At 63.9% G+C, this 13,068-nt stretch carries 12 protein-coding genes and 2 pseudogenes; 2 read left to right on the top strand and 12 right to left on the bottom strand.

Annotated elements, in window-relative coordinates:
• The 7 genes and pseudogenes from truB (ACVJNE_RS09015) to rimP all read right to left on the bottom strand — a co-directional run.
• Positions 1 to 234, bottom strand: a pseudogene (gene truB / locus ACVJNE_RS09015) (tRNA pseudouridine(55) synthase TruB); the annotation flags it as partial.
• 18 nt (positions 235 to 252) lie between these two features.
• Positions 253 to 912, bottom strand: a pseudogene (gene truB, locus ACVJNE_RS09010) (tRNA pseudouridine(55) synthase TruB); the annotation flags it as partial.
• A 71-nt stretch (positions 913 to 983) separates the two neighbouring features.
• Complete coding sequence (rbfA, locus tag ACVJNE_RS09005; RefSeq protein WP_499564828.1) at positions 984 to 1,391, bottom strand: 30S ribosome-binding factor RbfA; 408 nt, start codon at positions 1,389 to 1,391, stop codon at positions 984 to 986.
• Positions 1,392 to 1,507: 116 nt separating this feature from the next.
• On the bottom strand, positions 1,508 to 4,063 hold the full coding sequence (infB, locus tag ACVJNE_RS09000; protein ID WP_499564826.1) for a translation initiation factor IF-2: 2,556 nt from the start codon (positions 4,061 to 4,063) through the stop codon (positions 1,508 to 1,510).
• Complete coding sequence (locus ACVJNE_RS08995) at positions 4,060 to 4,710, bottom strand: RNA-binding protein (RefSeq protein WP_499564933.1); 651 nt, start codon at positions 4,708 to 4,710, stop codon at positions 4,060 to 4,062. Before ACVJNE_RS08995 ends, infB begins: the two co-directional genes overlap by 4 nt.
• Before the next feature lie 33 nt (positions 4,711 to 4,743).
• Complete coding sequence (gene nusA / locus ACVJNE_RS08990) at positions 4,744 to 6,348, bottom strand: transcription termination factor NusA (RefSeq protein WP_444728404.1); 1,605 nt, start codon at positions 6,346 to 6,348, stop codon at positions 4,744 to 4,746.
• Positions 6,349 to 6,394: 46 nt separating this feature from the next.
• Positions 6,395 to 7,018 (bottom strand): ribosome maturation factor RimP, encoded by a 624-nt coding sequence (gene rimP / locus ACVJNE_RS08985; RefSeq protein WP_499564824.1) that lies wholly within the window; start codon positions 7,016 to 7,018, stop codon positions 6,395 to 6,397.
• 214 nt (positions 7,019 to 7,232) lie between these two features.
• Here rimP and ACVJNE_RS08980 point away from each other — a divergent pair, with 214 nt between their 5' ends.
• The gene (locus ACVJNE_RS08980) at positions 7,233 to 8,093 is read left to right on the top strand and encodes a YiiX/YebB-like N1pC/P60 family cysteine hydrolase (RefSeq protein WP_444728403.1); all 861 of its coding nucleotides are present in this window, start codon (positions 7,233 to 7,235) and stop codon (positions 8,091 to 8,093) included.
• Here ACVJNE_RS08980 and sigJ read toward each other — a convergent pair.
• The 4 genes from sigJ to ACVJNE_RS08960 form a co-directional block, all read right to left on the bottom strand.
• Positions 8,027 to 8,971: an RNA polymerase sigma factor SigJ gene (gene sigJ / locus ACVJNE_RS08975; protein ID WP_499564822.1), complete on the bottom strand. Its 945-nt coding sequence runs from the start codon at positions 8,969 to 8,971 to the stop codon at positions 8,027 to 8,029. The two genes, ACVJNE_RS08980 and sigJ, sit on opposite strands and share 67 nt — an antisense overlap.
• Positions 8,964 to 9,515, bottom strand: coding sequence for a hypothetical protein (locus tag ACVJNE_RS08970; protein ID WP_499564820.1), 552 nt, complete (start codon positions 9,513 to 9,515; stop codon positions 8,964 to 8,966). The genes sigJ and ACVJNE_RS08970 overlap by 8 nt, the downstream gene beginning before the upstream one ends.
• Positions 9,512 to 9,898, bottom strand: coding sequence for a hypothetical protein (locus ACVJNE_RS08965; RefSeq protein WP_499564818.1), 387 nt, complete (start codon positions 9,896 to 9,898; stop codon positions 9,512 to 9,514). The genes ACVJNE_RS08970 and ACVJNE_RS08965 overlap by 4 nt, the downstream gene beginning before the upstream one ends.
• Positions 9,899 to 9,991: 93 nt before the next feature.
• A complete protein-coding gene (locus ACVJNE_RS08960; protein ID WP_499564816.1) occupies positions 9,992 to 11,143 on the bottom strand; it encodes a PQQ-dependent sugar dehydrogenase in 1,152 nt (383 codons plus the stop codon).
• A 272-nt stretch (positions 11,144 to 11,415) separates the two neighbouring features.
• On the opposite strand from ACVJNE_RS08960, the gene ACVJNE_RS08955 reads away from it, so the two are divergent.
• A complete protein-coding gene (locus ACVJNE_RS08955) occupies positions 11,416 to 12,528 on the top strand; it encodes a GGDEF domain-containing protein (RefSeq protein ID WP_499564814.1) in 1,113 nt (370 codons plus the stop codon).
• Between the two features lie 18 nt (positions 12,529 to 12,546).
• Here ACVJNE_RS08955 and ACVJNE_RS08950 read toward each other — a convergent pair whose 3' ends face one another.
• Positions 12,547 to 12,885: a hypothetical protein gene (locus ACVJNE_RS08950; protein WP_173188035.1), complete on the bottom strand. Its 339-nt coding sequence runs from the start codon at positions 12,883 to 12,885 to the stop codon at positions 12,547 to 12,549.
• Positions 12,886 to 13,068 lie beyond the last annotated feature (183 nt).

Here is a 13,068-nt window from a genome sequence, read left to right as displayed (position 1 = left end):
TCAGAGGCTGAAGACCCGTTTTGGCTTGAACATGCCCGCCTCGATCGCGCCGATCGCCACCAGCCTGCCCCGGGCGAAGGCGCAGGCCTCGTCAGCCTGCGCGGGTGCATCGCGTCCGCGCACGATGACAGGGTTGCCGAGCCTGAGACGAGCGGCCGTGTCGTCGTTGACCACCACCTGCGGCAGGCAGTCGAGAGCCGCGCCGGTGTCCATCAGGAGTGCATCGAGCGCCTTCCACTGATCCGGTCCGGGACGCGGCGCCTGTGGGGCCTCATCCTCTTCGGTCGCTGCCGGCTGCACCGACGCGATTGCCTGCTCGATTTCGGCCATGGTGACCAGCTCATCCGCGGTGAAAGGATCGACCTCCGTTCTGCGAAGCTCGGAAATATGTCCGTAGCAGCCGAGGTCGCGCCCCATGTCACGCGCCAGCGAACGCACATAAGTACCCTTGCCGCACTCGATTTCGAATACCGTCGCATCCGCGCCGCGCATCTCGACCAGGTCGAAACGGCCGATTTCCACCTCGCGGGCAGGGATGTCGACGGCTTCGCCTTCGCGCGCCAGATCGTAGGCTCGTTCGCCGGCTATCTTGACGGCTGAAAACTGCGGCGGGATCTGCATGATCACGCCGGTATATTTCGGCAGGAGCGCGCGGATCGCCTGCTCGTCAGGGCGTTCCGGCGAGGACCTTGTCACCGCGCCCTCGAGATCGTCCGTAGAGCGTTCCTCGCCCCAGCTCACCGTGAAGCGGTAGACCTTGGCGCCGTCCTGTACATAGGGAACGGTCTTGGTCGCTTCTCCAAGCGCAATCGGCAGCATGCCGGAGGCAAGCGGGTCGAGCGTGCCGGCGTGACCGGCCTTCTCGGCGCCGTAGAGCCATTTGATCTTGGACACGGCCTCGGTCGACCCCATGCCGAGCGGCTTGTCCAGGACCATCCAGCCAGAAACCGGCCGGCCCTTCTTCTTGCGTTGGCGCGCCATTGCTATTCCTCGTCGTCGCCGTCGTGATCGAGATCGCGAGCGACTTCCGGAGATCGCAGCAATTCGTCTATGCGGGCCATGTTGTCGTAGCTGGTGTCGAGCCGGAAACGGAATTCCGGCATGTATTTCATCTGCTTGAGGGCGCCGGACACGCGGCCGCGGATAAACTTCGCGTTGCGCGCCAGCGCCTTGATGACCGCCTGATCGTCGGCCGCACCAAGAGGCGTGACGAACGCGGTCGCGATCTTGAGATCGGGCGACATGCTGACCTCGGAGATCGAAATCACGGTGGATTCGATGAGATCGTCGCGGACCTCGCCGCGCTGAAGCACGTCGGAGAGCGCGTGGCGCACCTGCTCGCCCACGCGAAGCTGGCGCTGGGATGGGCCGGAACTGGAAAAGCGGGACATGGTGGCTGTTTCCTGTGTCGCGGCGGCCGGGATGGAACCGGACGCCCGTTGCACACGCGCCGGCGGCGGGACAACCCGCCGCCAGCGTCAGTGAACTTGCAAGTAGCTGCCGGGCGCTAGAGCGTCCGCGTGACCATCTCGACGCGATAGGCCTCGATGACGTCGCCCTGACGGATGTCCTCGTAGTTGGCGAACGCCATGCCGCACTCCTGGCCGACGGGCACTTCCGAGACTTCGTCCTTGAAGCGCTTGAGCGTCTTCAGCGTGCCCTCGTGGATGACGACGTTGTCGCGGATCAGGCGCACGCCGGCACCGCGTTCCATCTTGCCTTCGGTCACGCGGCAACCCGCCACCTTGCCGACCTTGGTGATGTTGAACACCTCGAGAATCTCGGCATTGCCGAGGAAAGTCTCGCGGCGCTCGGGCGACAGCAGGCCGGACATGGCCGCTTTGATGTCGTCCACCAAGTCGTAGATGATGTTGTAGTAGCGGATCTCGATGCCCGCCTGTTCGGCCGCGTCGCGCGCCTGCTTGTTGGCACGGACGTTGAAGCCGATGATGGCGGCACCCGAGGTTTCGGCCAGCGAGATGTCGCTCTCAGTGATGGCGCCAGCGCCCGAATGGACGATGCGGGCCCGGACCTCGTCGGTGCCGAGCTTGTCCAGCGCGGCGACGATCGCTTCGATCGAGCCCTGCACGTCGCCCTTGATGAGCAGCGTGAACTCCTTGAGACCGGTCGTCTGGAGCTGCGACATCATCTGCTCGAGCGAGCCGCGCTGTCCAGCCTGGCGGGCAACCGCCTTCTCGCGGGCAAGCCGCTGGCGGTATTCGGAAATCTCGCGCGCCCGCGCCTCGTTCTCGACGACGGCGAAACGGTCGCCAGCCTGCGGCGGACCCTGGAGACCGAGCACCTCGACCGGCATCGACGGACCGGCTTCCTTGATCTGGTCGCCATGGTCGTTGACGAGCGCACGCACGCGGCCCCACTCGTTGCCGGCGACGAGAATGTCGCCCGGCTTGAGCGTTCCGGCCTGAACGAGCACGGTCGCAACCGAGCCACGTCCCTTGTCCAGCTTCGCCTCGATGACGACGCCCTCGGCCGTCCGGTCCGGATTGGCCTTGAGGTCGAGAATCTCGGCCTGGAGCAGGATCGCGTCGAGCAGCTTGTCGAGGTTGGTGCCCTTGGTGGCCGAAACCTCCACGTCGAGCACCTCACCGCCCATCGATTCAACGAACACCTCGTGCTGGAGGAGTTCGGTCCGAACCTTCTGCGGGTTGGCTTCCGGCTTGTCGATCTTGTTGATGGCAACGATGATCGGAACGCCCGCTGCCTTGGCGTGATTGATGGACTCGATCGTCTGCGGCATCACGCTGTCGTCGGCGGCAACCACCAGCACCGCGATGTCGGTGGCCTGGGCGCCGCGGGCGCGCATCGCGGTGAACGCTGCGTGGCCCGGCGTATCGATGAAGGTGATCTTCTGACCGCCCTGCTCGACCTGATAAGCGCCGATGTGCTGGGTGATGCCGCCCGCCTCACCAGCCACGACGTTCGCGTGGCGGATGGCGTCGAGCAGCGAGGTCTTGCCGTGGTCGACGTGACCCATGATGGTGACGACCGGCGAACGCGACTTCAGGTCCTCGGCGTTGTCCTCGATATTGAACAGGCCTTCCTCGACGTCGGACTCGGCAACGCGGCGCACCGTGTGACCGAATTCCGAAGCGACCAGTTCAGCCGTGTCAGCGTCGAGCACGTCGCCGGGCTTCATCATCTGGCCCTGCTTCATGAAGTACTTGACGATATCGACCGCCCGCTCGGCCATGCGGTTGGCGAGTTCCTGGATCGTGATCGTTTCGGGCAGCACCACTTCGCGCATGATCTTCTCGCGCGTCTCGCCGTGCATGGCGCGCTTGAACTTCTCCTGGCGTCGGCGCATCGACGACAGCGAGCGACCGCGGGCCTCGTCACCGGCGAGCGCGGCATTCAGGGTGAGCTTGCCACGGCGGCGATCTTCCTCGCCCTTGGCCTTGACGGGCTTCGGGGTGGCAACCTCCGGCTTGACCGGGCCGCGCTTGACGGCGGCGGCACCACGCGGCTTGGCCTCTTCCTCGTCCTCGACGGCCCGCGTTTCAGCGGCAGGGGCGCGGCGGCGCGCTTCTTCTTCCGAACGACGACGGGCTTCCGCCTCGGCCTGGAGACGGGCTTCCTCTTCAGCCTGACGGCGCGCGGATTCCTCGCGCTCGTGGCGGCGGCGCTCTTCTTCCTCGGCGCGACGCGCGGCATCCTCGGCCGCGCGCTTGCGTTCCTCAACCTCGCGCACCTTGGAATCCTGCAGCGCACGACGGCGCGCGTCCATCTCCTCAGTGGAGAGCTCGTTCAGCACCATGCCCGAACGCGACGAAGGGGCTGCCGGAGCGACCGGACGCGGCGGCGCCGGCGGCTGCGGCGCCTCGGGCTGCGGCGCGCGCGGCTTCAGCGTCACCGCGGGCTGCGGCGCTTCCTGCTTCTCGCCAGGCAAGGAAAACTTGCGCTTCTTGGTTTCGACGACGACAGCCTTCGTCCGCCCGTGCGAGAAGTTCTGACGCACCGTGCCCTGCTCCATGCCAGGGCGCTTCAGCGTCAGCGTCTTCTTCGGGTTTACGCTCAGCGTCTTGTCGTCTTTGGTATCACTCATTCCATATCCTCTGCGGCGTCATCATGATCGCCGGTTGCCGCAAGCATCATCCGGTCTTCGGGGGAACCGCCCCTGTATCGGTCAAGCGCCACCATGCGCTTAAGCACCGCCTTGCCCGTATCACCAGCGAGCACGGCTGCATGTATCACATTTGTACCCCCCAATGCCAAACCCAATTCGGCCTCCGAAAAGAGTTTGTAGGCGGGGATGGACGGGCCCTCCTGCCACACGACCGCGCGGCGGGCCTGATCGAGCTTGCGCACACCGTCTGGAGAGGCCTCCAGAGCATGCAGAACCAGCGCGGCCTTGCCGGAGCGGATCGCACTATCGACCTTGGCCGCACCCATGACCAACTGTCCGGCCTTGCGGGCAAGTCCGAGAGAGCCAAGCGCCGCACGCGCCATCAGCATGTCAACCATACCGCCCAGATCATCGGGCGGCGTCACCTTGGCCTTGAACGCCCGGGAGAAGAGGTTCTTGCGGGCCGCTTCCTCGACGTAAATGCGTTCCGCGCTAACCCAGCATCCGCGACCCGGGAGCTGCCGCTTGAGATCGGGAACGACGGACATGTCCGGAGCCACGACGAAGCGCAGCAAGCCATCCGGCTCGCCCGCCCGGCGCGTCACTATACATGTGCGTTCGTTCATCTCGTTCAAGGGCTCTCCCGGCCGGACGCATCATCATGCTCCGGTCGCTTCTTCCTCTTCGGCGGTTTCCTCGGCCTCTTCGACCAGGTCTTCTTCGCTGATCCAGCCCATCTTCAGACGGGCGGCGACAACCATCTGCTCGGCATCGGCACGGCTGACGCCGAAGTCCGCCAGCACGCCAGGATAGAACTTCGTCTCGCCATCCTTGCGCTCTTTCCAGCCGACCAGATCGTCGATCGCGTAGCCGGCAAAATCCTCAATCGTCTTCACGCCATCCTCGCCAAGGGTGACCATCATGGCGGTGGTGACGCCCGGAATCTCGCGCAGCTCGTCCTCGACGCCCAGTTCACGGCGCTTGGCGTCGTGCTCGGCCTCGATCTTCTCGAGGTATTCGCGGGCGCGCATCTGGATCTCTTCAGCCGTGCCTTCATCAAAGCCGTCGATCGAGGAAATCTCGTCCGACTCGACATAGGCGACTTCCTCGACCGAGGTGAAACCTTCGGACGCCAGCACCTGGCCGACCATCTCGTCGACGTTGAGTGCATCCATGAACAGCGAGGAGCGTTCGACGAATTCCTTCTGGCGACGCTCGCTTTCCTCCTGCTCGGTCAGGATGTCGATATCCCAGCCGGTAAGCTGCGAGGCGAGGCGCACGTTCTGGCCGCGACGGCCGATCGCCAGCGAGAGCTGGTCGTCCGGCACCACGACCTCGATGCGCTCAGCCTCCTCGTCGAGCACGACCTTGGCCACTTCGGCAGGCTGCAGCGCGTTGACGATGAAGGCAGCCGCATCCTGCGACCACGGAATGATGTCGATCTTCTCGCCGCCCAGCTCGCCGACGACGGCCTGCACGCGCGAACCGCGCATACCGACGCAGGCGCCGACGGGATCGATGGAGGAGTCACGCGAGATGACGGCGATCTTGGCGCGCGAGCCCGGATCGCGGGCCACCGACTTGATCTCGATGATGCCGTCGTAAATCTCCGGCACTTCCATCGTGAACAGCTTCGCCATGAACTGCGGATGCGTGCGCGAGAGGAAAATCTGAGGCCCGCGCTGCTCGCGGCGCACGTCATAGACATAGGCGCGGACACGGTCGCCATACTTGAAGTTCTCGCGGGGGATCAGCTCGTCGCGACGGATGATCGCCTCGCCGCGGCCAAGGTCGACCACAACGTTGCCGTATTCGACGCGCTTGACGGAACCGTTGACGATCTCGCCGATACGATCCTTGTATTCATCGTACTGGCGGTCGCGCTCGGCCTCGCGCACCTTCTGCACGATGACCTGCTTGGCCGACTGGGCTGCAATGCGGCCGAAATCCATCGGCGGGAGCTGCTCGGCGATGAAGTCGCCGACCTGGGCATCGGGGTTGCGGGTGCGGGCGTCGGCCAGCGAAAGCTCGCGCGCCGATTCCTCGACTTCCTCGACCACCTCGAGAAGCCGCTGCAGCTTCATCTCACCGGTGTTGGGATTGATGTCGGCGCGGATGTTGGTTTCCTGACCGTAGCGCGAGCGCGCCGCCTTCTGGATCGCATCGGCCATCGCCGCGATCACGATCTGCTTGTCGATCGACTTTTCGCGCGCGACCGCATCGGCGATCTGCAGAAGTTCCAGCCTGTTTGCACTGACTGCCATGTTAGTCTCCTCGGGCATTTCCACCGGCGCCTGCCGGGTGCTCGTCTCAGTTGTCGTTATCGGGCTCGTGTTCGGCAGCGTCGTCTTCTTCCGCGCCGCTTTTCTTCTTGGCCTGCTGGCGGGCCTGCTTGTCCTTCTTCAACGCCTCGTCGATGAGGTCGTCGGTCAGGATTAGCCTTGCCTCGGCAATGGCATCCCAGGGCACGGTCACCACCGGCTCGTCGCCGTAGCTCGCCTGATCGCGCTCGATCGTGACAGCCTCGCCGTCGGTCGACGCGATCTTGCCGCGAAAGCGCTTGCGCTCGGCAACCATGACCGCCGTTTCCATCTTGATCAGATGGCCAAGAGCCGCCTCGAAATCGGACTTGCGCACCAGCGGCCTGTCGATGCCCGGCGAGGACACCTCAAGATGATACGCCTTGTCGATGGGATCTTCCACATCGAGCACCGGCGAAATGGCGCGGCTGACTTCCTCGCAACCTTCGACATCCATCGTGCCGTCATTGCGCTCGGCCATGATCTGAAGCGTCAGGCCGTTCTGGCCGGAGAGGCGCACGCGCACCAGCCGAAAACCGATCGTGTCGAGCACAGGCATGATGATCGACGCGACTCGCGCGTCGACGCCAGTCTCGCGAATGATGCGATCATCGCCGGAAGCAGATTCTGCCATTTCGTCTCCAGACGCCGGTTAACAAAAAAGAGCGGGACCGGGTGGACCCACTCTTCGCCATACCGACCAAGAATTTGACGTTGATATAGACGAGACGGCGCAGCTTATCAAGGTCGCTCGGCGGCAATGCGCCAACTGCGTCTTCCGCCTTTGCGCTTCGGAGCCCGACTTGATAGCGTGCCGCGCGCTTTCGACGAACGCTACCCGGCACAGGATGACCCAGCAAACCGACACGCTCCTCGACCGCCTCGGCCGCTTTCTGGCGCGCCGGCTGCAGACGGAATCCTCCGGCTACGAGCCCTATACGCCTTCGGACCCCGAAACGCTGCGGCGCACATTGCAGCCCGGCGACATTCTGCTGATCGAGGGCAACCAGAAGATATCGGCCGCGATCAAATATCTGACGCAGTCGACTTGGTCGCACGCCGCACTCTATGTCGGCGATGCGCTGGATGAACCGGAGGACGGCTCGGAGCGGCCGCGCCTCATCGAGGTCAATCTGGGCGAAGGCTGCGTGGCGGTGCCGCTGTCGAAATACCAGACCTACAATACCCGCATCTGCCGGGCGCTGGGGCTGACGCCGGAAGACCGCAAACATGTCGTCGAGTTCATGACCTCGCGGCTGGGCCTGAAATACGACACCAAGAACATCCTCGACATGCTGCGCTACTTCCTGCCGACGCCGCCGGTACCGGTGCGCTGGCGCAGACGCATGCTGGCCTTCGGATCGGGCGACCCGACGCGAGCGATCTGCTCGTCGATGATCGCGGAGGCCTATGGCGAGATCGGCTATCCGATCCTTCCTGAAATCACCCGGGCGCCGGGCAGGGCGTCGGCCCAGTCCAGTTTCTCGCGGGCGGAAATCATGCATATCCGCCACCACTCGCTTTATACGCCGCGCGACTTCGACCTCTCCCCCTATTTCCAGATCGTCAAGCCGACACTGGTCTATGGGTTCGACTACAAGCAGGTCGTGTGGGGCGAAGCGCCGGCGGACGATACCGGCGTTCAGCCAGTCGAATCGCTACCGGCAGATACGGGGGAAGCAACCGAGCCCAAATCCGCTTCGGGTTGAAACCGAATATGGGCAAGTTTGTCGGGATTGCGCACCACGTATATCCCCGCGATCAGGCCGTTTTCGTCGAGCTCCAGGCTCATCGTCTGGTCGAGCTGTCCGTCCAGCGCGATCACCAGACCCGGCAGGCCGTTGATGCGCGCCAGTTCGGAACTGGCCACACGATGTTCGAGCTGCTTCTGTGCCAGACCATAAAGAAGACGGGCGACCTTATCGGCACCACTGACGACCTGCAGCGCAGCCGCGACCTTGCCACCTCCGTCGGATACGAACTCGACCTCATCCGCGAGCAGGCGCTTGAAGGGCTCCAGGTCGCCACTGGCCAATGTCTGCATGAAGCTCTGCTGGAACCGGTCGACATCGCCTGCGCTGGGCCGGAACCTCTGCCCGGACGCGGCCAGCGCCGACCTTGCCCTTGTCGCCATCTTGCGACACGCCGCGGGGGAGCGCTGGAGCGTGTCGGCAATCTCGTGGAACGGCATGTCGAACAGGTCGTGCAGGAACAGCACCGCCCGCTCCAAAGGCGACAGGCGCTCGAGGGCGCGCATGACGCCGAATGAAATGTCCAGCGCCGTCTCGCCGACTTCAGGCTCAACGATGCCGGCTTTCTCGATGAGCGGCTCCGGCAACCAGGGGCCGACATAGGTTTCGCGCCTCGCGCGCGCGGACTTCAACCGATCGAGGCACAGATTGGTCACGATCCGCGACAGAAACCGCCCGGCATCGAGGGGTTCGGGCGAGGCCTGGAAACGGATCCATGCATCCTGCACAATGTCTTCGGCCTCGCCTACCGACCCGAGATGCCTGTAGGCAAGGCGCAGCAGTCGCTGCCGATGGGCGAGATAGGCCTCGAGACGACGTTCCTCACCTTCAACCATCTGCCGCCACCCCTTCGCTTTGAACCTTGAGCGTGGCAAGGACCGGCTCGCAGGCATTCCCGTGGCCTAGCCCGCGCTTCAACAGCGGGTAGAACATGCCGGATACAGTGGCGGCGGCAAGCCCGGCAAGTCCTTCCTCACCCCAGCGCGCGCGGCATTCCTCGACCAGCTCCATGTGGCCGGGATGGTTGCCTATAACCGCCTCGGCGTATCGGCTTGCGAACCGCATCGTTTCGGGAACCGCGTCCGCGGGTCCGGCGAGCAGCGCGACGATTTTGCCCCTTTCGACGCCCGCCTCCAGCGCCATTGCAACGGCGAGCCGCAGGCACGAACCGCAATCGGCGTGACGCACCGCCGTGATCTTTGCGGCGTAGTAGGCATCTCGCGGTGCCCGGAAGGTGTGGCTGGTAAAGAGCGAGACCAGCCCCAGCTTGACCCCGCCGGCCAAGTCCACCTCCGCCACTTCGGCGAGGTAACGCGTGTCGTAGTCGTAGCGCCGGCCGAATCGATCGAATGCGGCCTTCAGAATTTTGGTGAGCATCATGCACGCTCCCCGTTCGGGATCGTGGATACCGACTTCAAGGCGACCAACGGCAGCAGGGCCGGCAGCACTATGGTCGTCAGGTCTCTCACGGCCGCGGTCGCGGTCGTACCGTGGGCGATCATTTCGACAACATGCAGTGCAGCGTGGCCTCCGAGAAAGACCAATGCCGGAAGCAGCGCGCTCCGGCGGCCGCGCGCGACAAGCACCAGAGCCATCGCCGCCGCAAGGAAGCCGAGACCTATGTCGCGAATGAAATGGACGTTAATCGGCCCCGTATGCTCGACATCGGGAACGACGGAATACCAGGTTTCGGGTGCTGCGAGCATCACAGCCCCGTTGATGCCGTGATAGGCGGCCAGAACAACAAGCAGGATTCGTGTCATGTCAGTTTCCTTTCACTGACATGACGAGATAGCCGCCAGAAGTGTGACCCGGAATTTCGTCCCGGCTGCCGAACCCGCTTGGTGAAGGCCTGCTCAGTCGGCGGGCGCGATGCGCAGGATGCCGCCGTTCTGCTCGTCCGTCGCCACGTAGATCGCGCCATCCGGCCCTTCCGCAACATCGCGGATGCGCAGACCGAGCGGCTCGAGCAGTCGCTCCTCGTGGGTGACGCTGTCGCCATCGAGTTCCAGCCGCACGAGCGCCGTCGAAGCAAGGCCGCCGACGAAAAGGTCGCCCTGCCATTCCTCAAACGCATCACCGCCGTAGAACATCATGCCCGAAGGCGCGATGACGGGTGTCCATGTATAGATGGCGTCGACCATGCCTTCGGCGGTTTCCAGTCCCTCGCCGATGATACCGCCACTATATTCGACGCCGAGCGTGACCAGCGGCCAGCCGTAATTCGCGCCCGGCTCGATGATGTTGAGTTCATCGCCACCGCGCGGACCATGCTCGATCTCCCACAAAACCCCCGTTTCGGGATGGAGGGCTGCGGCCTGCACGTTGCGTACGCCGTATGCCCAGATTTCGGGCAACGCGTCGTCCCGGCCCACAAAGGGGTTGTCGTCCGGCACGCTGCCGTCGGGATTGATGCGTACGATCTTTCCGAGATGGGAGTCCAGATCCTGCGCCTGCCCGCGAAACTTCGCCTGCGAACGCTCGCCGAGCGTCACATAAAGATGGCCCTGCCCGTCGAAAACCAGCCGCGATCCGTAATGCGCCCGGCTCTGGACCTTGGGCTGCTGGCTGAAGATGATCTCGACATCTTCGAGCGCGGACAAATCTTCGTTCAGACGACCGCGCGCAACCGCCGTGCCGTTGCCCCCGCGTCCTGCCTCGGCGAAGCTGAGATAGACCAGTCGGTTTTGTTCGAAGTCCGGATCGAGAGCAACGTCCAGAAGGCCTCCCTGACCTCTCGCGTCGACTTCCGGCACGCCGCCGATGGGCTCGGAGACGGACCCGTCTTCGCCGATGTGCCGGAGATTGCCGGCGCGCTCCGTGACCAGCATGCCTGTGCTGCCTGGCAGAAACGCGATCGCCCACGGGTGCCTCAGTCCATCGGCGACCGTCGAGACGCGGATCGGGCCCGTTTCAGTTTCGAAGGTTTCCTCGATCGCGTGGGCCGGCAGGGACAAGCTTGCAACGGCCAGTGATGCTGCCAGCGCGTGAAACAGAGAACGATGCATGTAAGGTCCTTCGTGGATCGGGCGAATGTCGAGGTTGCTTACACACTTAAGGCGCACCGGCGGCATGTGTTCCGCTTCACGGAATGTTGTTGGCGTATTGTGATTACGCGACGGCACGTTTAATGGGAGCGAAGGTCGGGCGCTGGGGACGTCAGCACTTAACCTACGTTTAATGACGTAGGGTTAGCTTGATTCAAATTTGGGTGCGGATCGCGCAACGGTCTGCAGGATCGCCTGCGAGACCATCTGCGCATGCGTGGCGAGGGATTGGTTTGGGGACAGGTAGGCCAACGACACAGGCACCGGATGAGCCGGAGCCACGCCGCGCCGAGGGCAACGGCAACCGCCCCGATGCTGCGGCAACCGTCGTTTTGACGATGCGCCAGCTCGGCGTGGTGCCGCTGCCGCGCAACTATGAACTTTTCTACGAGGCCGTCACCGCCGGCAACAAGGAGCTGTCCGATGCGCTTTCGGCGCTTGGCGGCCGCCCGACGCAGAAGCAGCTCGACGAGGCAGCCCGCCGGTTCCTGTCTCGCCCGAACGACGGCGCCGCCGACGAGGCTCGCGATTCGATCACGACCAAGCTCGACGAGATCATCACGCTCCTCAAGAAGGAGCGGACCTCGATGGAGACCTACAGCAAGATACTTGGCGAGACCTCGAACGGGCTCGGCAACAAACAAGCGATCACGCGCGAATTTCTGGACAAGATCATCGGCGTAACAGCGACGGCAACGCGCGCGTCGATCGAGAACCGCAGCCACATCGTCTCCTCCATTACCAACAAGTCGGAGGAGCTGCGCGACGTCAAGTCCAAGCTCGAGGAATACAAGCGCCTCGCGGAAACGGATGCGCTGACCCAGTTGCAGAACCGGCGAGCCTTCGACCAGGCGATCGCGGGCATCTATGACAGCAATCGCGGCATCGCCTTCGGCGCGCTTATCCTCGCGGACATTGACAGCTTCAAGTCGGTCAACGATCGCTTCGGGCATCCGGTCGGGGACCGCATCATCCAGATCGTCGCCAGCATCATGCGTTCCACCGTCAAGGAACGTACCTTCGTTGCGCGCACGGGCGGAGAGGAATTTGCCGTTATCCTGGAAGGCTCCGGAGAGGAAGCGACCGCACGGGTTGCCGAAGAAATCCGGCAGGCGGTGATGGAAGCGCCTTTCGTGAACGTAGCGAAGGGCACCAACTACGGGCCGATCACGATCTCGCTCGGCATCTGCATGGCCACGCAGGCGCAGGGGCCAGACGACCTTTATGTCAAGGCCGACCGCGCCCTCTATGCCTCCAAGTCCGCAGGGCGTAACCGCGTTACGCGCTTCTCGACGCTATCTGCCAACAACTTCGCCAAGAACTGGCTGATCTATCGCGGCGACTAGCCGGCGCGCGGGCAGCAATCAGCGTGCGGAAAGGTAGGGCCCGACGGTGATCAGGCCTATTGCCGCGATGGCCGCCAGAATGCCCAGTCCCTGAAGCGCGTTCACCTTCTCGCCGAACCACAGGAAAGCGACGAGGTTGACCGCGACAAGCTGGATGACGGCGGAGAGGCTGAGAGCCACACCCATGCCGAACTCGCGGATCAGGCGCAGCATGATCAGGTTGCCCGCCGTATAAAGCGCAAGGACGAGAGCAAGCCGCCAGTGGGTGGGGGTTATCGTCCAGCCTTTGGCGGCGCTGGCGGCCAGCACGAAGATCACGGTCGACGCGCCGAGTTGAAACAGTCCTGAGTAGGTCACGACGCCTCCGGGCAAACGGAAAGGAAACGCGGCCCGTAGAAAGCCAGCGCATTTCGACGCTCTGCGCCCGCGCCGACGTTCCGTCAATAGGCTGCCTTCGCAAAGCCTGTCGGCGGCTGCACCGCGATGGCTGTCTTTTAACTAAAGTTCGGATACATACCGTCCTTCAGGCAGGGGAAAGGC

The organism is Mesorhizobium sp. DxT (genome assembly GCF_058448885.1).
Note: the sequence above shows the minus strand (reverse complement) of the source record. Positions and strands in the feature narration are given on the sequence as shown.